Origin of the sequence: Niameybacter sp. (assembly GCF_036655075.1) — a bacterium.
In the GTDB taxonomy this organism is placed as follows: Bacteria; Bacillota; Clostridia; order Lachnospirales; family Cellulosilyticaceae; genus Holtiella.
Window position 1 is genome coordinate 56,759 of sequence record NZ_JAVVQU010000004.1, and the last position, 23,362, is coordinate 80,120.

Consider the following 23,362-nt stretch of genomic DNA (forward strand, 5'->3'; position numbering starts at 1 on the left):
TAGAATGCGTAAAAAGAAAAACTTGTTAATCTATCTTTTAATAGCAGTGCTCTGTATTCCGAGTCTAGTATTCGCTAAGAATACCAATGAGATGTCTTATGCATATGACTATTGGGCTAGAGTTATTGAAGATATTCCTTTCTTTGAATTCTATAAAACAATAGATCAAGGAAGTATGGGAGATGTAAAAGTTTCAAGTATGGATGATGTAACTGTTTCTGGGGACAGAATCTATATTGTAGATAGTGTTGAGTCTAGAGTCAATGTATTTAATTCAGATTTTGAGCTTATCACGTCTATTAAGGTAGTGCGTAATGAAGAAGGCAAAATTGCCATTGATCCAAAAACTAAGAATCAAATTGTATTAAATGCACCAGAAGGTGTATTCATCCACGAACAAGAAGAAGAAATTTACATTGCAGATACAGGGAATCAAAGAATTGTTGTATTAAATGAAAAAGACTTCTCTCTTAAAAAGATTATTGAATCACCTAAAAATATAGTTGGACAAACTGTATTCAAACCTTCAAAAATTGTAGTGGATAGAATCAATAGAATCTATGTAGTTGTGCAATCAGGGTTTGAAGGGATTGTTGAGCTTAACCAAGATGGTGAATTCGTAAGATACTTTGGGGTTAATAAACCAAAAGTAAACTTACTTGACCATTTCTGGAGACAACAAGCTTCGGAAGAACAAAAAGCTAAGATGCAAAAAGTTCTAGCACCATCTTTCAATAATATTGAAATAGATGAAGAAGGTTTCATCTATGCAACAACTCAAGATAGTAGTGCACGAGATGCAGTATTTAGATTTAACCCTAAAGGGGAGAATGTACTTCGTGAGAATGGGTTCTGGAAAGTAAGAGGAGATTTAAACCTAGATATGGACTCTTCTGCAACAAGAGTCAGTAAGTTTACAGATATTGCACTTACTGATTATGGTACATATGCAGTATTAGATAAAGAAAAAGGACGTATCTTCATTTATAACTTTGATGGAGAGCTTATGAATATCTTTGGCGGCAAAGGCTATATGAAAGGTGAACTTGCTGATCCTACTTCTATTGCTTGGATTGGAGAGAACTTAATTGTAACAGACAAACAAATGAAAGCAGCTTATATCTATAAACCAACTGAATTTGGGACCTTAGCACTTAGTGCAGCAGAGGCTTACTTTAATGGGGACTGGGATAAAGCAACAGAACTTTTATTAGAGGCAGTTGCAATTAACGGAAACTATGAGATGGCATACTCAACAATTGGTAAATCTTATCTTATGAAGGAAGACTATGAAACAGCAATGTACTACTTCAAACTAGGAGATAACCAAGAGTATTATTCAAAAGCATTTAATGGTTATAGAGGTATTTGGATTCAAGAGCATTTTGGTTGGATTTTTGCTGCAATTGTATTAGTGATATGCGGAGTAATTTTCTCTGAATGGCGCTATTATAAAAAGCAGAAAATGTAAGGAGGGTGTAAAAATGAATAAAGTTGTTGAAGATCTTAAATACCTAAAATATACGCTTTTTCACCCATTCGATGCGTTTTATGAAATTAAATGGCGTGGAAAAGGAAATATATGGATAGCTACATGCTTAATTTTAGCTTATGGAATTGCAATGATTCTAAGTAACCAATATATGGGATTTGTAGTTAATTCATTCCCGGCTTATAAGATTAATAGTATTGCTACATTTGTATTAACAGTAGCACCAATGCTTTTATTTATTGTAAGTAACTGGAGCGTATCGACTTTATGTAATGGTAAGGGTAAAATGAAAGACTTATATGTGGTTATCGGTTATGCAGTTTGTCCAATGCTTTTACTCCAAATTATTACAATTGGAGTAAGTAATATCATTATTATAGAAGAAGCAAGTTTACTCTATTCTTTCAATGCGATAGGGATGTTATGGTTCTACTATTTAGTATTCTGTGGGGTTACAACTGTTCATGAATACACAGCGAAAGAAAGTGTAATTACGTTAGTAGCAACAGCTGTAGCTGCTATCATTATTATCTTTATCAGCGTACTTTATTTCTCTTTAATGGAGCAAGTTGTCAATTTCGTGTTGACATTGGCACAAGAATTTATCAGAAGGTGGTGAGCGAATGAATAAGAAAATACGCAATATTATTCTAGGGTTAGTAGCAGCAGTAGTTTTAGTCACAGGAAGCATCAAGGTCATTCCTCACCTTGCACTCAAAGAATCAAAGATAGAGCATGTTGAAGGCGAGAGTATGGTAGAGGTAAAAGGAGCTATAGATATTCAACAAGGAGAGGTCTTAGTTGCAGAGTCTGCAACTAAGGAGCTTCACCTTGATACAGATACACTCGATATTCGAGTAGTCGATAAAGATACACAAAAAGAGTGGACAAGTAAAGTTGAATTACCAAGTAATAACAAAGAAAAATCTATTGTAAACATCTCTTACTTGAGTGGGGATAATAAAAAACATGAGTGGGATGCTTATGCAAATGTTATTGAACCAGGCAATTATAATATCGATCAGGTTGAAAATGGTGTAAAGCTTAGTTTGTACTTCCAAACTTCATCTAAAAAACCAGATCAGTTGTTACCAAGTTATCTCAGTGCTGAACATCTGGAAAACAGATTTTATGCGGAAATAGATAAACTAGGTAAAGATGGCATTATTAGTGAGAAACAAGTTACTAACTACAAAAATATCTTAAAGAAAGTCTACATTAAGGACTTAGTAAAAGGTGGATTTAAAATTATTGATTCAAATAGTTTGCCACCAAGTGCAGTAAAACAACTTAATGAAATGGTACAACTTATTGGTTATACTGAAGAGATGGTAAAAGCAGATAATGAAGCAGCTGGACTTGATATAGAAATTCCACAAGTTGCAAGCTTTAAAGTAGTAGTGGATGTCCTGCTAGATGGTGAAGATCTTGTTATCAATGTGCCAACAAGTGAGTGTACAAGTGGCAATGACTACTTTGCACTTCAAAACATAGAGGTATATTCAACATTTGGTTATGCATCTTCAGACAAAGTTGAAGAGGGTTATATTATGATTCCTGATGGGGCAGGTGCGCTATTTGAGCTTAATACTTATAATAGTAGCTATCCTCAGTATTCAAGACCTGTATATAACAATACATACTATGATCAAATGTATCAAATGCCAACTTTTAAAGAAAATTTACACATGCCAGTATTTGGTATGACATATGGTAAAGATGCAAATGCTACACATGGATTCATGGGAATTATTGAATCAGGTGCAGAACTTGCAAGTGTAAATGTACGTCTGGGGACTAACGATATTTCTACAGGTGGGAATGTAAATAACAAAGTTTATTCAAGTGTAGATTTATTGCAATATTCAAGGGTAAAACTTATGGGTCCATATAGCGATAATGATAGTAGGTATTTAGCAGCTACAGATAAAATTGATATGGATTACACAGTAAGATACAAACTCTTTGATGAGGCAGTAACTTATTTTAATATGGCAAATGCCTATAAAGAATATCTTGTAGAGAAACATGATCTTACAATGTCTTACACAACTGAACCTAAAATGTACTTAGATGTACTTGGGGCATTGACTATTCCAGCGCGTATTGTGGGGATACCATATGATAAGACGATTTCTATGACAGATTACAAACAAGCACAAGCTATAGTGGAAGAGCTTAGTGATATGAATCTTGTTCTTAACTATGAAGGGGCCTTCTTCGGTGGAGAAAAAACAGGTCTACCAACAAAGGCTAAGCTAGTAAAAGAAAATGGAAGTAATAAAGATCTTGAAGCATTAATGAATATGGTAGCAGAGAAAAATGATGAGATTTTCTTTGGAACAGACTTAATGACTGTTAAAGATACAAGCTATCCATTTGATGCTAAAGTACATGGGCTCTATAACTATGATAGTAAACCAGTAGAAATTTATGACTACGATTATACAACAGGTAAGTTCTCTCCTGAGTTTGACCCAACATATCGTATTCATCCAAAATTCTTTGGAAACATTGTAGATCGTTTCGTAGCAGGAACACAAGAACTTAGTAATATTGCTATTGGTGATGTACCAAATACATATTATGCAAGTTATAAAGAAGAAGAAGTGCTTAATCCTATTGAAGCAAATCAAATGATAGAATCAGGCCTCGCTAAGTTGGATGAAAATAAGGTATTAGCTTTTAATAATCCAAATATGAATACATTACCTTACTGCGATTATGCTGTAAACATTTCAAGAGAGAGCAGTAATTATGGTACAATGTATACAAGCATTCCGTTTAGACAGCTTGTTATGAATGGTCTTGTAGAATATACAACACTTAATGCAAATATGTCTAAAGAAAGTATGGATTACTTCTTATTACAAGCTCTAGAAGTAGGTAGTTATCCTAAATTTACAGTAAGTGCAACAAACCAAGATGTTCTTAAAGATTCACCATATAGAGAGTACTTAAGTGTAGATTACAACACACTTAAACCAGAGATGGAAGCACTTTATACTGAATATGTGGAAGCCTTTAATACAATTGGAACTACAGAAATTAAAAATCATAGACTACTTGATGCAGGTGCCTTTGAGACTGAGTATGCAAATGGAACAAAAGTACTTGTAAACTACAATCCATATCCAGTTCAAGTTGAAGGACGCACACTGGATGCGGTAGGGTATGAGATTATTAAATAATTGAGGGAGGATATAAAATGAGAGCATTAAAATATTCAACAAAGAGAAAAATACATGGCTTTATTTTTATCTTGCCTTGGATAATCGGATTTATTACATTCTTTGCAATACCTATTATAAATACAACGATTTATTCTTTTAACCAGGTATCAGTTGGTCAAGCTGGGGGAATGAATTTAGTATTCTCAGGTATGCAAAACTATGTAGATCTGTTTAAGACAGAGGTTACGACAACGAATGCCCAAGTATTACGATTACTTGTAGAAGAAAATCAAAAAATATTGGTTAATGTACCACTTACTTTAATTTTCTCCTTGTTCTTAGCATTAATTATCAATGCGAAGTTCCCAGGAAGAGCGATTGTACGTATTGTTTTCTTCTTACCAATTATACTTGGTTTAGACGTTGTTGTAGCTATGATGAATATTGATACAGGTATGATGACTCAAACAGCTACAACAGCAGTATTTGCAGAGACTTCCTTTGCAGAATCTATTCTACAGTTTACTGGATTGCCACCAGAGATAGTTATGTTTATCCAACAGACGATTACAGGTATTTTTGCACTGATTACAAAATCAGGGGTACAGACCTTAATCTTCTTAGCAGGACTTCAATCTATTAGTCCAGCTCTTTATGAAGTAGCAAAAATCGAAGGGGCAACTACATATGAAACATTCTGGAAAGTAACAATTCCATCAACAGCAAACATTATATTTTTCGTAGCAATCTACACACTTGTTGAGCTGTTCTTAAGTTCTCCAGTAACAAAAGAAATTCATAACTTTGCGTTTGTGAAGAGTAAGATTGGTGTAGGTTCTGCACTTTCTATTGTCTTTATTCTTAATGCAGTTGTATTACTTGTAGTTATTAGCTGGTTCTTGAAGAAGGTGGTGAAACTAGATTATGGAAAATAAAGGAACTTATAACAATAGATTTGTAAAAGCAAGGGAATTGAAAAGTGCAAAGATACCATGGGATGGCTACCGAATTAAGAAGGAAGCGATGGGTATTGGTTATAAGATTTGTTTCTATTCTCTAATAGCAGGATTATGTTTCGTAATCCTCTATCCTATGTTAAAACTTTTCCCACTAGTTGTTGGGGAGATGTCAGACTTAGGTAACCCAGATGTTATCTGGATTCCAAAAGAGTTTTCACTTCTAAGCTTTAAAGCAGCCTTTAAGATTGCAATGGGTGGAAGTATTATGGGACTTGGTATTTCACTTCTCTATGCTTTAAGTATAGCGCTTATTCAAGTATTTATGAGTGCTATGGCAGGATATTCTCTTGCGAGAATTGACTTTAAAGGAAGAAATATAATCTTTGCTTTAGTAGTACTTACATTCTTAGTACCACCACAAGCGTTATTAATTTCTCAATACCTCCATTTTAAACAATTTGACATATTTGGTCTTATTACATTATTAAATGGTTCTACGATAGATTTGATTAACCAACCATACGTTCTTTATATTTTAGCCTTCTTAGGTTTTGGCGTAAAACAAGGACTCTTTATTTTCATCTTTAGACAGTTCTTCATTACAATGCCAGCTGAGTTCGAAGAAGCAGCTGTAATTGATGGTTGTGGTTTCTACCGTACATACTTCAAAATCATGTTCCCCAATGCAATGCCTCCAATTATGACAGTTGGTGTCCTTTCATTCGTATGGAACTACGGAGATGTTTACTATACAAACTACTTCCATCCAGACGGACCATATTTAAGTGTTGTGCTACAACGTTTATTTGGGCCAGAACAAAGGGAAAAAATTAATAGTATACTGTTTGACCAATTCAATGTGTTCTTAACTAGTCAGCTCACATTTGATGCAACAAGACAAGCAGCACTTCTATTATTCTTAATTCCACTTATCATTGTATACTTTATCGTACAAAGACATTTGGTAGAAAGTCTCGAAAGATCTGGTATTGTTGGATAAAAGATATGCCACAGACTCATTTAGTCTGTGGCTTTTTTTAGTAAAATAAATCTTGTCAGATACTACACAAAAATGTTATGATTGCATATAGCATTGATTCAGGAAGAATAAAAAGGAGGATAAGATGGCCACTATAAAAGAAATTGCTGATAAAGCGGGTGTATCCATTACAACAGTGTCAAGAGTACTTAACTATGATGACACGCTCAATGTATCAGAAACGACTAAGCAAAAAGTATTTGAGACGGCAGAAGAACTTAACTATACTACTTTACGAGTGAGAAAAAGTAAAAATCATAAATATACAATAGGCATATTAAATTGGTATACTCAAGAACAAGAGCTTAATGATCCTTATTACTTAGCGATACGTTTAGCAGCTGAAAAGAAGTGCCAAGAAAAAGGCTGTGCATATAAGACGATTGATAGTATTCAACACATTAGAGAATACAAGGATATCGATGGAATTATTGGCATTGGAAAATTCGGAGAGAATGAAATTAACAAGTTAGAGGCATTGAGTAAAAATATTGTTATCGTTGACTATATTGATGCCTACAATAAATATGATTGTGTGACCACAGACTATGAACATGGAACGGTAGCAGCACTTGAACATTTGAGAGAACTTGGGCATACGCATATTGCTTACATTGGTGGCCAAGAGCGCATTAATAACGGAGAAAAAGTAATTGAAGATGCTAGGGAAAAAACTTATATACAATATATGTTTATCAACCTAGAGTATCATCCGGAGTGGGTAAGCAAAGGGAGTTTTACCCTGCAAGATGGGTATACCCTTATGAAAGAACTGCTTTCAAAAGATGATCGTCCAACCGCTTGTTTTGTTGCAAGTGATAGTATGGCAATAGGTGCGTATCGCGCTATCAATGAAAAGGGACTTAGTATACCTAATGATATGAGCATTGTAGGATTCAATGATATTCAAACAGCTCAATTCCTAAGTCCAGCGCTTACAACAGTAAAAATTTATCCAGAGGCTATGGGTGAAACAGGTATTCAGATGCTTGTAGATCAAATTGAAAAAGGAAGTAGTATTAGTAAAAAAATTATTGTTTCTAATAAGTTGGTTATAAGAGAGAGTACGAAGCGTATAAAATAATAGTAGGTTTTACTTTGTAAGTAATAAAATACAGTAAAATTTAAAAAGTAAGAAGTAAATAGAAGAAGGAAGGGGAGTATCCCCTTCCTTCTTCTATTTGATGCAGAATTTAAATTGAGTAGATGCTTTATAGGGTTCGCCTTTTTTGAGTAGGCTGCCTTCTTTGAAACATTCATTATAGCCAATAGGTAGGTTTTGTGTTTCAAAACAAATGGCTCTACGTGGAGAGGCTAAGGTATCATTTTCTAGTATGAGTGGATCTGCAAAGTTCATAGTATACAGGACTAAAGCAGGTTGATTCGTTGAGACAACCATTAAACGTCCAGTAGCTTCGTGATAGAGGCTAGCACAAGGCTTTATATCAGATGTCAATATCCAAGGGTGGTCATAACCACGTTGAGGTGCCATAAAGGCATCATCAATATGAGTACCAAGACTACGAGGGGTGTTAAAGTCAAAGATTGGATGTGCTTTAATATTTAACAATTGTCCTGTTGGGATATTGGTGTTATCTAGCGCTGCAACTTGGTCGCTACGCACTTGCAAAATATGATTGGCAATATTTTCCTTTTCATAACCAGATAAGTTAAAATAGGAATGGTTTGTTAAGTTAACTAAAGTATCTTGATCGCATTGTGCCTCATAATTGATTTCAAAAATGTTGTTTTCAGTAAGTGTATAGGTAACTTGAACTTTCAAATTACCAGGGTAACCTTCTTCTCCATCAGGACTGAAGGAAGAGAGATGAACACCAGCAGAGTCTGAAGTGTGAAAGGATTCAACATTCCAAAGTTTTTTATCAAAACCTTCAAGACCACCATGCAAAGTATGATCACCTTGAGAAGGGGTAAGTTGATAAGTGTGATTTCCAATAGTAGCGTGACCTTTATAAATGCGACCAGCTGTGCGACCTACTAAAGCACCAAAGAATGCAGGATTAACCAAATAATCTTCAAGATTCTTATAAGCTAATACTACATTTTCTAAGTTGCCACTTCGGTCAGGTACCATAATTTTTGTAATGATACCTCCGAGGTTTAAACATTCAATAACCATTCCAGACTGATTAGAAAAAGTTATTTTTTTGACTTGTTTTGCTCCTAATTGAATAGCTTCTATAGTAATAGACATATGTATACCAGACTTTCTCTTAGAATCCTTTAGAAGTGCGAACACTTGGAAGATAGTTTTTAGCTGTACGTTCTACGAAAATTCTAGTATTGAAGTCGCTAAGGGTAACATTTTCAAAAGTAACAAGTTGTTGCCCATCGGTTGCTTCTTCGGAAATCATATGTGCAGTAGAACCTTCTAAGCTTGTGTAAAGGTTGATGATATCGCCTTTATCTATATTACGGATGACAACTTTGTTATCTGCAGTGATTTCTATCTCAGAAGGTTGAACTTTTCTAGATTGCTCTGGATAACCTTCTTCAAATAGTTCAAATGCATAAATTCTAGTGTGACCACCACCATTAATACTGATTTGAGCTGGTTCAATAATTTGTAGACGAATGAATCTTGCATCTGTTGGTGAAAATAACATTCTATTGATGATATCAGCTGTATTATCTTGAACCTCATCAATAAGAGTGAAGGTTTCGCCATCTGTACTTGCTAAGATTTGTAATTCCTTTGTATTCCAAATTCTTGTTTCACCAGCTTCTGGATGCCCACAGTTAATGATACGGTATTGTTTAATGTTTTTTATCTCTTGTAAATCAAGAGTTAAGTGTGGTCTATAAGCTCTAGAACACCATTTTCCACTCTTAATTGTACCATCAATTGCTTTTGTTGGTTCTTGACCATCATTTGGCTCATCAGATGCAGTTGCAGTTACACCAGAAGAAACAAGAGCAATATTGTTCATAGAGTAGTCTAAGTAAAGTGGTGCTGTTTCAGTGCCAGCTAAGATTGCAGATTTTTTAAGAGTTTCTTGTAAGAATGGTTTCACAAGAAGTGTACCTACATCTACAGTAAAGTATCTTTCAGCACCATCTTTAAGACGAAGAACTTTGCATTCTTCCATGTCTTCAAGCTGTCTGAGTGCTACTTCATTTTTCAATTCCATAAGACGAATGTCATTTGATTTTAAGGCAAGAAGTGCTTCCATAATGTTTACACCAGCTGCACCCATTAAAAGTGTAGCATCTAAGAATGGGCTAAGTTCTGCTAAAAGCTGTGCATTTTTACAGTCAGTATTAATATTTTCTACAGCTTTAGCCATTTTATCAAATGCGTTGGCAAGATTTGTAGCAGGTATAGTAATGTCTGTTCCATTATCTAATGCTGTAGTAAGGGCAGTGATATCATCTCTTAAGTACCAAGATTCATCGAAGAGGAAAGCACCACTTTTTCCACCATCTTCTTTTACGTAACAACAGTTAGAAGCAAAGATTTGAAGATCTTCGGCAACTTCTGGTGCAATGGCTTTGAAAGAGTGAACAAAGCTAAGTTCAGCATTAAAGACATCTGTGTTCCAGTTATGATCTGCAATACAGAAAAGTGCTTGTTTAGAAGCTTGAGCTTGATTCATAGGATTTGAGAAGAATCCATTGATGTTGTCTACATCTGGGTTTAAAACATCGATTTTACCCATAAGAAGTTTTGCATCACAGTAGTCATTTACTGGGTAGTTCCACCAAACAGATAAGTTTTTGTCTGTACCAATTTCACGCTTAGGTGCATCAAACTGTTCTTTGGCAATATTAGACATAGTAGCAGAACCAGTCCACATGATTTCTACGTCATCATGAAGGAGCGCTACAAACGGTTTGAAATATTTCTCCATAGAAGGGCCCCATGCTTCACAGTATCTTGTGCCAACAGTGATAAGTGGGCGGATATCTCCATGGGCTTTAACGAATTCTGTATCCACACGGTTGATATAACGTGCTTGTTGAGCACCATCTGGGTAACCGCCGATATCATCAAAGAGTATACCAAATTGTCGTACACCAAGTGTGTAGAGTTGTTCAAGCTTAGCAATAGTAGATTGGAAGTCGGATTCAGAGTCTAAATCAATAGAGTCTCCGGGATGGATAGTCCATACAAAGTTTAAGTTGTTAGCATGTCCACATGCAGCAAGCTCAGCAATTTCAGCAGCTTTATCTGCTGGGTAAAACTCTCTCCAGTGACTTCTGTGGTAAGGATCATCTTTAGGTGCGTAAATATAAGTATTAAGTTTATGTTCACCACCAAATACCATTAAGTCTTTGCGGTCTTCGTGACTCCAAGGGAAACCGTAGAATCCTTCTATGTAACCTCTATAAAGAATCTCAGGATAGTCAGTAAGGGTTAAAGTTTGCAGGGTATTGCTTTCCATTTGAGTAAGAATTTTGCCAAGTGTCATAACACCATAGTGTAAGCCATCTGCATCACAACCAGCAATAGTAATGGTGCAAGTTGCATCACCAGCAATAGAAAGTGTGTACCCTTCTGTTTTGTTAAGTGCTGCTGCACAAGATGCAGTAGTTTGATCTTTAAAGGTAATAGTTGTTTGACCTAAAGTAGGTGCTGCTGCATAATCAACTTCAAATCCAGCATGAATAAGTATTTCTTCTAACTTGTTTAGCGTTGCAGTTTTTGGTGTCGCATCTTGCACGATGGAAATTGTTTTTGTAAGTGATAATAAGTTGGATCCGTATACCACATTTTGTGGAACTGGAAAAATAGTATAAGTATTACACATACTGTAACCTCGCTTTTATATAATATTTTTATTGAATTACTATTAATATTTTACTATATTTTTTACTTTTTTTCATGTACTTTTTATAATTTATTTATAATAACTATAAATAGAGTAAGTAATTTGTAAAAAGTGTATGAAATATAAGGAGTAAAGACAAATAATAGAACTTCGTACTCTTGATTTAAAAATATTTTTTACTAAATGAGAAATGAAAAAAGTATAAGATTTAGACATAGTTTTTTTAGTAAATATATGATATTATATTAGTAAAAAAATTACTAGGAGATAGAAAAGATGAATTTTGAAGAAATGCATTTAAAATTTAATCAAGTTTTTCAACAGGAGTATGAAACTAAATATTTTGCTCCAGGACGTATCAATATAATAGGCGAACATATTGATTATAATGGTGGTTTAGTATTTCCTTGCCCCATTACACTTGGAACATATGCATTAGTAAGTAAGCGCAATGACAAAATGGTGCAAGCGTATTCTATGAATTTTGAAAACCTTGGTGTAATAGGATTTAGTCTAGATGACTTAACTTATAACAAAGAACATAATTGGGTCAATTATGTTAAAGGGGTAGCAAAAGTTTTATTAGAAGAAGGATATGAACTTAATCACGGTTTCAATATAGTTGTTTATGGAAATATTCCAAATGGTTCAGGTCTATCTTCATCAGCTTCTTTAGAAATGCTCTGTACCACTATTTTTAAGGACTTATTTAGCTTAAGTATTACTCCAGTAGAAGCGGCTTTACTTGGGAAAAAGGTAGAAAATGAATATATTGGTGTAAATAGTGGAATTATGGATCAATTTGCTATTTCACTTGGTAAAAAAAATCAAGTTATTTTACTAGATTGCAACACCTTAGAATATTCATACCATCCTCTACAATTAGAAAAGCATAGTATTGTTATTATGAATACAAACAAACGTCGTGAGTTAGCAGATTCTAAGTACAACGAGCGTCGTAGTGAATGTGAAGCTGCTTTAGCTAAACTTCAAACAGTATGTGATGCAAGCAATTTATGTGAAGTGAGTTTAGAAATATTAGAGGCACATAAAGCCCTTTTAAGCGAAGTAGAGTATCGTCGTGTGCATCACGTTATTACAGAAAATATGAGAGTGAAACAAGCAACTGTAGCACTTCAAGCAGGGGACTTAGTTCAACTTGGAAAGCTTTTAAATGGTTCACATGAGTCTTTATGCAAAGATTATGAAGTAACAGGTACAGAGCTTGATGCTTTAGTAGAAGCAGCTTGGGGAGTAGAAGGTGTACTTGGTGCACGTATGACAGGTGCTGGATTTGGTGGCTGTAGTATTGCTCTTGTAGAAAATGGATGTGTAGACAACTTCATTGAAGTAGTAGGCAAAAAATATGAAGAAGAGATAGGATATGCAGCATCATTTTTTGTAGCAACAATCGGTGATGGTCCTATTCGTATTTAGTAAATAATAAAGGGGGATGTAAAGATGAAAATAAAAACACTTACTTTAAGTGAGCGACTATGTGGACTTATTGATAGGTTAATAGAACTCAACATTAAAAATCATTTGATTGAAGAAATGGACGCTATTTACATCCGTAATAGACTTTTAGCTTTATTTAAAGAAGATTATTATATACTTTCTTGTACATCAAAAAGTGATGCATACGAAGTTTTAGAACAACTTGTAGAAGTTGCACTAGAAAAAAACTTAATAGAGGGCAACGTGCCTGCACGTGACCGCTTTATTAGTGGAATAATGGACTTGTTTTTAGATAAACCATCTGGTGTGAATGCGAAATTCTTTAGTCTTTATAATGAAGACCCAAGAAATGCAACGAAATATTTTTATGAATTGAGTCAACTCTCTACTTACATAAAAGTTAAACAACTTGCTAAAAATAATCAGTTCAATATACAGTCACCTTATGGTGAAATTCAAATTACAATTAATCTCTCTAAGCCAGAAAAAGATCCTAAGCAAATAGCATTAGAAAGATTAGCACCAAGTAGTAACTACCCAATGTGTCTACTTTGTCAGGAAAATGAAGGATACGAAGGGACAATTAAGCATCCAGATCGTGCAAATCATCGTATGATTCGTGTAGAGCTTAATCAAAAGTCTTGGCTTATGCAATATTCTCCATATCTGTATTATAATGAACACTGTATCGTATTATCTGATACGCATACACCAATGCAGATTACAGCCAATACATTTTATAACTTATTAGACTTTACAACTCAGTTTCCACACTACTTTATTGGGTCCAATGCAGATTTACCTATTGTAGGTGGATCTATTCTATCTCATGAGCATTATCAAGGTGGGAATCATGTGTTCCCTATGGATCATGCAACAACATTGTTTGAGTTTACTTTACCAAAGTATGAGCAAATTCAAGGAAAAGTTGTAAACTGGCCACTTTCTACCATTGAATTAGTATCTGATTCAGTAGAAGCGTTAGCTGCATGTAGTCATGAGATATTGGAACTTTGGAGAGATTATAGTGATGAGAGCTGTGATATTTTAGCATACACACAAGACACACCACATAACACGATTACACCAATTTGTAAGCGTGAAGGTGACCACTATGTGATGCGATTAGTACTACGTAATAATCGTACAACTGAAGCACATCCTCTAGGAATATTCCATCCACATGAAGATGTACAACACATTAAAAAAGAAAACATAGGTCTTATTGAAGTAATGGGTCTGGCTATTTTGCCAGGTCGTCTTTTAACAGAACTTGAAGATGTGAAAAAGTATGTAGTAGGTGATGTGGCTGAAGTTGCCGAGAATCACCAAGCATGGGCAGCACAACTTAAAGATACTTACACTGGGCAAGATGTAGAAAGCTATATTAGGCAAGCTCTTGGAGATAAGTTTGTAAGAGTCTTAGAGGATGCAGGTGTCTATAAATTAGATACAGCAGGCCTTATAGGGTTTAAACGATTTATTGAAACCTGCGGGGGCGTACTAGAATCTTAAATAAATAGGTTAGCAAAAGAGGGTTATAGGCTAAAATCAGTTTAGTCTATAACCCTCTTTTACTATATAGTGCATTTGAATATGTTGTTTGGCAAATATGGTCACTCGCATAAACGGTGCTAGATTAAACTTTTGGAAAATACAAACGTAAAGTGCTTGCTGCAGGTGTTCTCAGGTGTAAGCGTTTACCCACAGGAATCTTTGGATGAAAGGGATGCGCAAGGGCATGTATCATGGACAGTACCTGAAGGTGGAATCTATAAGAGGGTATCACTTTGCAGGCTTAGGTGCTTATAAAGTCTCTATTTACATAGGACATTTATGCACCTGTAAGTTGTTGATTAATACGAAGTTGCTTAATACCAAAGAAAATGGCAAAAGTAATAAGTTCTGTAATAGGAAATACAAGCCAAATGCCAGATTCTCCTAAGAAGCGAGGAAGAATAAGGACTAGGATGAAGATGAGGGCAATACCTCGTATAAATGCCATTACAGTAGAATAAAATGAGCATTCTATAGATTGGAAATAGTACATAAGGACTGTATTAAATCCGGTAAAAGCAAAAGCGAAGAAGTATAGACGAATAGCGTGTGCACCTTGTGAGATAACAGCTGGGTCATTAGCAACTAAACTACTAATGATAGGATGAGAGAATACATCTAGGATAATAAAGGAAAGGAGTCCAGCACCTCCTGCAACCCACATGGCATAGGAATGGGCAAGCTTGACAACAGGAAAATTCTTAAGCCCAAAGTTGACACTAATAATAGGTTGACTAGCTTGAGCCATACCACCAAAGAGGCCTTTTGCAATGAATGCGATATTTGAGATGACACTAAAAATGGCAACAGCGGTTGCGCCGCTTACTTCTATCAATGCTAAATTGATTAGGAAAATGGTGACACCTGTGGAAATCTCGAGTAGGCTAGCACCAATTCCATTTTTAATCATACGGATATATAAAGACATGTTGATACAATCTTTGGTTAAATAGATTGAATTTTTTTTGTAAACAAAGTGTAGTAATAAGATACACATACTAATAGTAAAGCCAATAGCTGTAGCAAAAGCAGCGCCAAAGGTACCCCAACCTAAAGGAATAATGAAAATATAATCTAGGATAATGTTAATTACATTACCTACCATACCAGCTAGCATAACAAGTTTAGGATTACCATCTGCACGTACTAGGACAGTTAAAGCACCTGTAAACATATAGAATAAAACACCATAGCAGATAGGTTTTAAATAAGCAATAACACCTTCCATGATAGACGCATCTGCACCGAGGAGGAGGGCTAATTCTTTAGTAAAGAGCACACTAAAAATGGTGAGTAAAATACCTAAAATAAGAATAGTACCCATTGCCATTGTAAAGGCTTTATTGGCATCAGCTTGGTTTCCTTCTCCTTTTAAGACACCTATAGTGATAGAGGCACCTACACCAATTAAAATAGCTAGAGCAGAATAAATCGTAAAAATAGGTAGTGAAATATTAAGTGCTGCAAGTCCGTTACTTCCTTCACCTAGAGAGACAAATAAAACATCAGCCAGGCAATACAGGCTATAGGTGACCATACCAATGACGGTGGGAAGTAAGTAGCTGACATAACTTTTCCATACAGATTGTTTAAGTGAATGTGAAAGATTCATATGAAACTCCTTATGTATATAAATGAAATTGAACTGACCTATCTATTCTAATTCTTCACTATTAAGAATGCAATGACTTTATATACTAAATAATCAATAAAAAAAGATTGACAAAGGGAAACCTTTTAGATAGGATTCAGGTTAGAGATAGACAAGAGAAGGAGCGTATAAAATATGCGATTTGAAAGACTTACCAAAGCCCATTTAGACCAAGTGGCCGCCATATATATGAGGGCATTTAATGCACCACCATGGAATGATCAGTGGACAGTAGAGACAGCTACTAAAAGACTTTCTAGCATGATGAGTCATGAAGCTAGTTATGGCTTAGTAGCCTATGAAAAGGAACAGTTAGTAGGAATGATTTTAGGATATGAAGAGCAGTTTTATGATGGCCTTAAGTTTGAAATCAAAGAGTTCTGTACAGATCCTGCAGTTAGTGGAGGTGGATTAGGTACTCAACTTTTAAATGAATTTGAAGAACACTTAAAGCATAAGGGAATTGATGAAATTGTATTACTCACTTGCAGAGCAGAGGATACACAAGGTTATTATACAAGAAGACAATACAAAGAAATTCAAGAGATGGTTTTGATGGGAAAGAAAATACAAAAATAGGGACTGTTACAATAGTGTAGCAGTCCCTATTTTTATGTAATTTATTCTTTTTCTTCAGAGTGGTGACGGCTAAGTAGGTAAAGTCCACCTATTATAAAGCCAATGCTTAAAATAGCGGTAGGAATGTTGAAGAAGATACTGGTTAAACTTGTGTAATGGCTCCCCAAACGATGTAGGAAAGGTGCAACAAAGTTAGATAAGAGTGCGTAGATGCCTAAAATAAGTGCCACTGTACCACAAGGAATGCGGTATTTAATAAAAAAGTCTTTCCACTCATAATGAAGGACTTGTTTAGTTTTATCTATAAAGTCTTCTTCATCAAGGGCGCGCTCGCTAGGGCCAAAGTGAGAAAGTGTCAAGGTGTCAAAGAAACAGTAAAACCAGATGATTGGTGCAATAAAGCTAAGGAATCCTAAGTGTAGAAAGTCGGCTAGGCTCAGTGCAAGTCCAAAACTTGCCATAAGTAAGACGCCCTTTTTCATAAGCCCTAAATACATATGTCCAGCCCCAGGAATGAATCCAAATGCCAATGTTAGAAATCGATTTTTCTCCATAATTTAAAACCTCCCATAAATAATCAATATCTTATAATTCTATAGTATAGAATATTTCTTAAGTTCAAGCAGTCATTTTCTTAAGGTTTCTTTATAATTGATAAATTTATTCCTGAGAATTAACTCATACTAGAAAAAAGAAGATTAAACAAAATAGATAGGAATAAAGAATGAGAAAAAATTTATTAATGGCTATGGTTGTAATTTCGAGCCTAGTAGGTTGTGAAAGTATACATGAAAATAAAGCATAAGGGTAACAAGTGCTTTCGGAATCCCAAGGCCTTTATATGTATTATCTAGTGGAAGAGGATAATCAAGAGCTTTTTGAACAGGCGCTAAACTTTGTAAAAGAATATTTGATTACGCCAGAAGGGATGTTGGTGTGGAGAAGTCAAAAGAGCCAAGAAATAGTTGCATTACTGGGGCTAAGAAGTGGGACAATGACGAATATGCTATACTTGGCGTGCTGTATAATCAGATAACAAAGCGAAAAGAACAAGAGGAACAAGTAGAATCTAAGTCTATGGATTCTAGCTTGTGGGAGCAAACTTCAAATAGTAATTTCATGATAGGTATAATTGTTGTGATAGCAGGGTTTATTGTTGTGTATTTTGTATATAAAAAAAATAAATAGGTAGTTTTACACAAGGAAGGTCTAGGTATAATGCTTATCTAGACATTTGTTTTGACTATAATAACGAATTTAGATTAATCTGCATATTTACTTTGACAAACAATAAATTCGACAACTACAATTAAAGGAGATAGTCCATTTTTCACCATATAGAGTAGCTTATCTACAACTTAGTATTGAACATATAGGCATGAGGGGAGAACTATGAAAACAAATCAAGAAGTTATGGAAAGAATTGTAGGAAATATTGAGCAAGTGATGTTAGGTAAGCGTGAAGCAATAGAGATGGTTGTATTAACCTTAATGTGCAAAGGGCATATTCTGTTAGAAGATGTCCCAGGGGTAGGAAAGACAACGCTTGTAGGCGCACTGTCAAAAACGATAGAAGGGACATTTAACAGAATTCAATTTACACCAGATGTGTTACCATCTGACCTTGTAGGATTTTCTATGTACAATCCGAAACTCGGCATATTTGAGTATCAAAAAGGCGCGTTGATTAGTCAATTTATTTTGGCAGATGAAATTAACCGGACACCGCCTAAGACTCAATCTAGTTTGTTAGAGGTGATGGAAGAAGGGCAGATTACTGTAGACGGTAAAACATATGAGATGCCAAAACCTTTTATGGTCATGGCAACACAAAATCCAGTAGAACACTTAGGCACATTTCCATTACCAGAGGCCCAATTGGATAGATTTTTTATGAAGCTAAGCATTGGTTATCCAGGCTATGAAAGTGAGGTTGCTATGCTCACTCGCTTTAAAGAGACGAATCCTCTTTATACATTAAAAGCAGTGGCAACTGTAGAGGAAGTGCTTGCAGTTCAAGATGAGATACAAAAGGTTTATGTTCATGAAGGTATTAACCGTTTAATTGTAGATATAGTAAGTAGAACGCGTAAGCAAGACGAAGTGCTTCTAGGTGCAAGCCCCAGAGGGTCTTTAAATATATTAAGAGCAGCTCAAGGATGGGCTTTTTATGAGGGGCGAGATTATGTGATTCCAGATGATGTCATAAAGATGGCACCATATATATTAAAGCATCGACTTACTTTGCGCCATGAAGCCAAACTTAGACAAGTGACCTCAGAAGAAATCATTTTGTATATTTTGAAAAATATAAATTTACCAAGGATCAAAGATTATGATAAAAAGTAGAGTGATTTATGTGGGGGTTTTGGGGCTAAGTCTTGGGATTTGCTATGTTAAACCCAGTACAGCCGCTTCTTTAGTGGCCTATACACTTATTTTTCTAATGTTACTTTCAATTGTCCATGTTTGGTGGATTTACTCTAAGTTTACTTATACTCAGTCTCTTGATAAAAAGTTTTTGACCAAAGGTGATAAGGTAAGATTTGAGTTTAGTACATGGAATGAGACACCTTTTTTCTATCCCAATTTAGAAGTAGAGTTTTATGGCATGCATAGTGTTTTCATGAAGGACTTTAAGACAAAGAAAATATATGTACCTGCTAGAAGTCAAAAAACTTTTGCTTACGAAATAGAGTGTAAATACAGGGGGTATTATGAGATAGGAATCCATAAGGTAAATATTTTAGACTTTTTAGGATTAATACGACTATCTTATAAAGTTATGGAGCCTAAGGTTGTCACAGTGTATCCAAGAGTTGTAGTTCTTGAGAGGTTTCCTGTTTACCCCAATAGAATAGAGGAGTCAGAGGCTATTGCTAATGGTAGATGGGGAATGGGGAATTTGACATCGGATGTACGAGAGTATGTCTATGGGGATAGTATGCGAAAAGTACACTGGAAACTTAGTGCTAAACAGCAATCTATTATGGTTAAAAATGAAGATTCGACAATGCAAGCTAAAGTGTATGTGTTACTAGATTTGATGCAAAGAGGTTCACTTGATATAGAGAATCGCACCGTATTAGAAGATCAGATGATAGAGTGTGTCATAGCTGTATTATACTATTGTTTAGGGCATGATATTCATACTTCTTTTGGGTATTTTCAAGAGCAGATGAGGCTATATGCTGCACACAATAGGTCCCACTTTGAAGAGCTTTATGAGAAATTATTTAAGATAAAGTTTGAGAAATCTATACCGTTTAGTGAGGTAGTAGGCAGGCTGCCTACAATGGAAGAAGGTAAGGGCTATTGTGTAGGCATTACAAGTGAGCTAGATTTTTCATTGTATGATCAAATTAATAAGCTGGTAGAGGTAGGAAATCACGTGATTATCATACTAGTTAGCCTTGGGGAAGAGGAGACAAAAGTATTAGAAACGAGGGAGATTATTCGGAGGGCATTGATTAAACTGGGTGTTGTTTATTATGCAATCGGCGTTGGAGAGGAGCTTAGCCAAATTCTAAATAGCTAGGAGGATAAGGATGAAGCAGAGCTTTTTGAATAAATGTACATATATACTACTTACAACAGGGATGGGTGTAAGTTTGGGGATAGCCATATTTTACTTATTGGGATTACCTATAAAATATATGTTTATAATAGGTGTCGTAGGATGTGTTGAAGTAATTTGCAACCTCTTGTGGTGTCAGTACTATTCATTTTTTACAAGTGTAGGACTAGGGGGCATAGGCATAGGGGTACTCTTTTATTTAAGAGGAGAAGAGAAGTGGGCCTATAAAGTACAACCTATTTTTACATATTTAAAAATAAATCAAAAAGAGTTATTTATTTTAATCTGTATAGCTCTAGTTGTGTATCTATTAACAGCTAAGTTTTTTAAAAGAATGAGTTTGTTACTTATAGGTAGTGTGCTATATGGTTGGATTTTATTTAAGGAGCTTCATTCTATAGAGAGTGGACTTATTCTGTTTATTGTGATGTCACTTCTGTATTTTTTCTATGATTACTACTTACAACTCTCTAAAGAAGAAGAGAAAAGTTATAAGCTGAATCAGAGTTATATGAAAATTACTTTATATTTTTGTAGCATTACAATAGGCATTGCGTTATTGAGCGCAAGCTTAGTACCCCTTCAGTTTACAGCACTACATAGATTGTTAGATAATAAAGAAAATAATATAGGGTATGGATATAGTAAATACTACCCATATACTGGGGTACTTGGTGGAGATAGGGTATTAGGAGATGAAGAAATTTTAGAAGTAACTACGACAAGAGAAACCTACTTGAAGGCGGATACAAAATCTATTTATACAGGGAGTGCTTGGACTAATGTAAATGAGGGGTCTACACTTCAAGATATAGCTAATTATGAGTTTGTAGATACACTCGAAATGCTAAATGGAATAGAGCTTTTGGGAGGGTGGAGACAAGAGCAGTTCTACCTTAATCAACTTTACCGAGTTACATTTAGGAATGTACTTACCCAATCACTTTTTATGCCCACTAAAAGTATTAATTTAGCCTTATCTCAAAATACAGAAGAGCTTTATCAAAAGCATGAAGATACTTTGTTTTTAAGTAGTCCCTATGGAAGTGGATTTTCCTATAGTGTGCATGGCTATACACCTCAATATAATTCAAAAGCATTTAAGGATCTTATGAGAAAAAGTGAAAAAGGTCTGTATACTCAATATAAAGACTTAGGAGGTACTCACCAAGTAAGTTGGGAAATGCTAGAAAAGTTAGAAGATCGTGCAGAACAGATCAATGAAATGTATACAAAGCTTCCCGAAAGTTTGCCTGATAGAGTAAGTGCATTAGCTGATAAGATAACGGAAAACTATGAGTCAGACTATGATAAAGTGAGTGCTATAGAGGCTTATTTGGCACAAAATTATACGTATACATTAACGCCAGGAGACCATAGTAGACGAAAGGATTTTGTAGATACCTTTTTATTTGAAAAAAGAGAAGGTTATTGTACGTATTTTGCTACAGCTATGGCGGTGTTAACAAGGTGTATAGGATTGCCTAGTCGATATGTAGAAGGCTATGTAACACCTGAAGCTTATGAACCAGGCACAAGTACTTATAAGATTACAAGTAAACAGGCCCATGCATGGGTAGAAGTTTATTTTGAAGGGTTTGGGTGGTTGTTGTTTGAGCCTACTGCCACGTACCAAAGTGTACTGCAACAAAATAATATAGGGAATCAAGAGAATCTTTATGGAATGCAAGAAGTAATGACTACGCAAATAGAAGATATGGTTAAAGGAGGAAGTAATGGGGTAAGCTCCAATGGCTATGAAAAGCTTCAGCTTATAGGTATGAGAATAGGTCTACTTATTGGGGGGATTATCCTGAGCATCGTAGGTTATAGGAAATATCGATTGAAGCATATGGCACCTCGTACTTATATAATATATAGATATAAAGCCCATTGTGAAAAACTCAAGAAAAAGGGATTTAAGTTTGAACAAGGTGAGACAGAATTGATGTTTGCAAGAAGAGTGGATGCAACTTTGAAGTTAGAAACAGTAACTTTTGAAGAGATTACAAAGCTCTATTTAGCAGCTAGGTATAGTAACCATGATATAGCAGAATGGCAAAAAAAGAAGATGCATGAATTTCATGCATCCTTAAAAAAGTCTAAATAATATTTTGAGGTGAACCTTCTAAGTAGTGCTTAATATTATCTAACATAATAACAGCACGTTTTTCCAAAGCTTCTACTGTTGCAAAAGCAATATGTGGTGTGACAATCACGTTAGGTGCACCAAAGAGAGGATGGTCAGAAGGAACAGGAGGTTCAACGTCGAATACGTCGATGCCAGCACCAGCAATTTGATGGTTGGAAAGGGCATCTGCAAGTGCCTTTGTATCTACAACTGGACCACGGGCTGTATTAATAAGGACAGCATGAGGTTGTATAAGTGCAAGTTTTTCAGTATTAATTAAGTGAGTCGTGGCAGGTGTAAGGGGAACATGTAAAGAGACGATGTCACAGGTTTTTAGGAGTGTATCTAAATCGGTATAAGTGACATCAGGTGTTTCTTTGACAGTACGGCTATAAGCATAGACTTCACAGCCAAAGGCAGCTGCAACTTTTGCAACACGCATCCCGATAGCACCTGTTCCAACAATGCCAAATTTCTTGCCTTCTAGTTCAAATCCTACTAGGCCATCTTTGGTGCCATGGTTGCGTACTACTTCATTACAAGGAATAAGGTTACGATAAAGGCTGACAATCATACCAAAGACTAAGTCTGTAACAGCAGCATTAGAGTAGCCACAACAGTTGCAAACCGTAATAGCACGTTCTCTACAAGCATCTAGTGCGATATGATCAACCCCTGTAAAAGCAACGGCTAAAAGCTTTAGGTTAGGGCATCCTTCAATGACTACACGAGATAATGGTAAGTTAGAAACGGCAATAATATCAGCATTCTTACCACGAGCAATGAGTTCTTCAGAGTCAGTAGTACGGGTATCATAATACACAACTTCTAAATCTTGTCCTAAAGTAGCTTGTGCTAGCGTCAGGAGCTTATCTTCTTTTACGCCTAATGGTTCAATGATGACTAACTTCATTTTTAACACCCCTTTTATATAGATTAACTTTATATTAAAA

At 35.3% G+C, this 23,362-nt stretch carries 18 protein-coding genes; 13 read left to right on the plus strand and 5 right to left on the minus strand.

Annotated features, from left to right (window positions below):
* The first annotated feature begins 4 nt into the window (after positions 1–4).
* The 6 genes from RRY75_RS02330 (at position 5) to RRY75_RS02355 (ending at position 7,747) form a co-directional block, all read left to right on the plus strand.
* A complete protein-coding gene (locus RRY75_RS02330; RefSeq protein ID WP_332492148.1) occupies positions 5–1,471 on the plus strand; it encodes a hypothetical protein in 1,467 nt (488 codons plus the stop codon).
* A 13-nt stretch (positions 1,472–1,484) separates the two neighbouring features.
* Positions 1,485–2,111, plus strand: a complete 627-nt coding sequence (locus tag RRY75_RS02335) for a Yip1 family protein (RefSeq protein ID WP_332492150.1) — start codon at positions 1,485–1,487, stop codon at positions 2,109–2,111.
* A 4-nt stretch (positions 2,112–2,115) separates the two neighbouring features.
* A complete protein-coding gene (locus tag RRY75_RS02340) occupies positions 2,116–4,683 on the plus strand; it encodes a DUF5696 domain-containing protein (RefSeq protein WP_332527757.1) in 2,568 nt (855 codons plus the stop codon).
* Positions 4,684–4,700: 17 nt separating this feature from the next.
* A complete protein-coding gene (locus RRY75_RS02345) occupies positions 4,701–5,600 on the plus strand; it encodes a carbohydrate ABC transporter permease (RefSeq protein WP_332492154.1) in 900 nt (299 codons plus the stop codon).
* A complete protein-coding gene (locus RRY75_RS02350; RefSeq protein WP_332492156.1) occupies positions 5,590–6,624 on the plus strand; it encodes a carbohydrate ABC transporter permease in 1,035 nt (344 codons plus the stop codon). Before RRY75_RS02345 ends, RRY75_RS02350 begins: the two co-directional genes overlap by 11 nt.
* A 124-nt stretch (positions 6,625–6,748) precedes the next feature.
* Positions 6,749–7,747, plus strand: a complete 999-nt coding sequence (locus RRY75_RS02355) for a LacI family DNA-binding transcriptional regulator (protein ID WP_332492158.1) — start codon at positions 6,749–6,751, stop codon at positions 7,745–7,747.
* 93 nt (positions 7,748–7,840) lie between these two features.
* Here RRY75_RS02355 and RRY75_RS02360 read toward each other — a convergent pair whose 3' ends face one another.
* Complete coding sequence (locus tag RRY75_RS02360; protein ID WP_332492160.1) at positions 7,841–8,878, minus strand: aldose epimerase family protein; 1,038 nt, start codon at positions 8,876–8,878, stop codon at positions 7,841–7,843.
* Between the two features lie 19 nt (positions 8,879–8,897).
* Positions 8,898–11,435 carry a beta-N-acetylglucosaminidase domain-containing protein gene (locus tag RRY75_RS02365; RefSeq protein ID WP_332492162.1) on the minus strand — a complete coding sequence of 846 codons (2,538 nt, stop codon included), beginning with the start codon at positions 11,433–11,435 and terminating at the stop codon, positions 8,898–8,900.
* 297 nt (positions 11,436–11,732) lie between these two features.
* Between RRY75_RS02365 and RRY75_RS02370 the strand changes: the two genes are divergently transcribed.
* Together RRY75_RS02370 and RRY75_RS02375 are read left to right on the plus strand one after the other, a co-directional pair.
* On the plus strand, positions 11,733–12,893 hold the full coding sequence (locus RRY75_RS02370) for a galactokinase (RefSeq protein ID WP_332527739.1): 1,161 nt from the start codon (positions 11,733–11,735) through the stop codon (positions 12,891–12,893).
* Between the two features lie 24 nt (positions 12,894–12,917).
* On the plus strand, positions 12,918–14,429 hold the full coding sequence (locus tag RRY75_RS02375) for a UDP-glucose--hexose-1-phosphate uridylyltransferase (protein WP_332492166.1): 1,512 nt from the start codon (positions 12,918–12,920) through the stop codon (positions 14,427–14,429).
* A 319-nt stretch (positions 14,430–14,748) separates the two neighbouring features.
* On the opposite strand, the gene RRY75_RS02380 is transcribed toward RRY75_RS02375, so the two are convergent.
* A complete protein-coding gene (locus RRY75_RS02380) occupies positions 14,749–16,083 on the minus strand; it encodes an MATE family efflux transporter (RefSeq protein ID WP_332492168.1) in 1,335 nt (444 codons plus the stop codon).
* Positions 16,084–16,257: 174 nt separating this feature from the next.
* Here RRY75_RS02380 and RRY75_RS02385 point away from each other — a divergent pair, with 174 nt between their 5' ends.
* Positions 16,258–16,701, plus strand: a complete 444-nt coding sequence (locus RRY75_RS02385) for a GNAT family N-acetyltransferase (RefSeq protein WP_332492170.1) — start codon at positions 16,258–16,260, stop codon at positions 16,699–16,701.
* Positions 16,702–16,742: 41 nt separating this feature from the next.
* Here RRY75_RS02385 and RRY75_RS02390 read toward each other — a convergent pair whose 3' ends face one another.
* Complete coding sequence (locus RRY75_RS02390) at positions 16,743–17,255, minus strand: hypothetical protein (protein WP_332492172.1); 513 nt, start codon at positions 17,253–17,255, stop codon at positions 16,743–16,745.
* 382 nt (positions 17,256–17,637) lie between these two features.
* Between RRY75_RS02390 and RRY75_RS02395 the strand changes: the two genes are divergently transcribed.
* The 4 genes from RRY75_RS02395 (at position 17,638) to RRY75_RS02410 (ending at position 22,388) form a co-directional block, all read left to right on the plus strand.
* A complete protein-coding gene (locus RRY75_RS02395) occupies positions 17,638–17,889 on the plus strand; it encodes a hypothetical protein (protein ID WP_332492173.1) in 252 nt (83 codons plus the stop codon).
* Between the two features lie 204 nt (positions 17,890–18,093).
* Positions 18,094–19,050, plus strand: coding sequence for an AAA family ATPase (locus tag RRY75_RS02400; RefSeq protein WP_332492175.1), 957 nt, complete (start codon positions 18,094–18,096; stop codon positions 19,048–19,050).
* A complete protein-coding gene (locus RRY75_RS02405) occupies positions 19,037–20,239 on the plus strand; it encodes a DUF58 domain-containing protein (RefSeq protein ID WP_332527737.1) in 1,203 nt (400 codons plus the stop codon). Before RRY75_RS02400 ends, RRY75_RS02405 begins: the two co-directional genes overlap by 14 nt.
* Before the next feature lie 10 nt (positions 20,240–20,249).
* Positions 20,250–22,388: a DUF4129 domain-containing transglutaminase family protein gene (locus tag RRY75_RS02410; protein WP_332527736.1), complete on the plus strand. Its 2,139-nt coding sequence runs from the start codon at positions 20,250–20,252 to the stop codon at positions 22,386–22,388.
* Here RRY75_RS02410 and RRY75_RS02415 read toward each other — a convergent pair.
* Positions 22,381–23,322, minus strand: a complete 942-nt coding sequence (locus RRY75_RS02415) for a 2-hydroxyacid dehydrogenase (RefSeq protein WP_332527735.1) — start codon at positions 23,320–23,322, stop codon at positions 22,381–22,383. The two genes, RRY75_RS02410 and RRY75_RS02415, sit on opposite strands and share 8 nt — an antisense overlap.
* Positions 23,323–23,362: the final 40 nt, after the last annotated feature.

Bases quoted from the DNA above. Each gene is read 5' to 3' on its own strand.
- RRY75_RS02330 (WP_332492148.1), top strand. From the start codon at position 5: ATGCGTAAAAAGAAAAACTTGTTAATCTATCTTTTAATAGCAGTGCTC.
- RRY75_RS02335 (WP_332492150.1), top strand. From the start codon at position 1,485: ATGAATAAAGTTGTTGAAGATCTTAAATACCTAAAATATACGCTTTTT.
- RRY75_RS02340 (WP_332527757.1), top strand. From the start codon at position 2,116: ATGAATAAGAAAATACGCAATATTATTCTAGGGTTAGTAGCAGCAGTA.
- RRY75_RS02345 (WP_332492154.1), top strand. From the start codon at position 4,701: ATGAGAGCATTAAAATATTCAACAAAGAGAAAAATACATGGCTTTATT.
- RRY75_RS02350 (WP_332492156.1), top strand. From the start codon at position 5,590: ATGGAAAATAAAGGAACTTATAACAATAGATTTGTAAAAGCAAGGGAA.
- RRY75_RS02355 (WP_332492158.1), top strand. From the start codon at position 6,749: ATGGCCACTATAAAAGAAATTGCTGATAAAGCGGGTGTATCCATTACA.
- RRY75_RS02360 (WP_332492160.1), bottom strand. From the start codon at position 8,878: ATGTCTATTACTATAGAAGCTATTCAATTAGGAGCAAAACAAGTCAAA.
- RRY75_RS02365 (WP_332492162.1), bottom strand. From the start codon at position 11,435: ATGTGTAATACTTATACTATTTTTCCAGTTCCACAAAATGTGGTATAC.
- RRY75_RS02370 (WP_332527739.1), top strand. From the start codon at position 11,733: ATGAATTTTGAAGAAATGCATTTAAAATTTAATCAAGTTTTTCAACAG.
- RRY75_RS02375 (WP_332492166.1), top strand. From the start codon at position 12,918: ATGAAAATAAAAACACTTACTTTAAGTGAGCGACTATGTGGACTTATT.
- RRY75_RS02380 (WP_332492168.1), bottom strand. From the start codon at position 16,083: ATGAATCTTTCACATTCACTTAAACAATCTGTATGGAAAAGTTATGTC.
- RRY75_RS02385 (WP_332492170.1), top strand. From the start codon at position 16,258: ATGCGATTTGAAAGACTTACCAAAGCCCATTTAGACCAAGTGGCCGCC.
- RRY75_RS02390 (WP_332492172.1), bottom strand. From the start codon at position 17,255: ATGGAGAAAAATCGATTTCTAACATTGGCATTTGGATTCATTCCTGGG.
- RRY75_RS02400 (WP_332492175.1), top strand. From the start codon at position 18,094: ATGAAAACAAATCAAGAAGTTATGGAAAGAATTGTAGGAAATATTGAG.
- RRY75_RS02405 (WP_332527737.1), top strand. From the start codon at position 19,037: ATGATAAAAAGTAGAGTGATTTATGTGGGGGTTTTGGGGCTAAGTCTT.
- RRY75_RS02410 (WP_332527736.1), top strand. From the start codon at position 20,250: ATGAAGCAGAGCTTTTTGAATAAATGTACATATATACTACTTACAACA.
- RRY75_RS02415 (WP_332527735.1), bottom strand. From the start codon at position 23,322: ATGAAGTTAGTCATCATTGAACCATTAGGCGTAAAAGAAGATAAGCTC.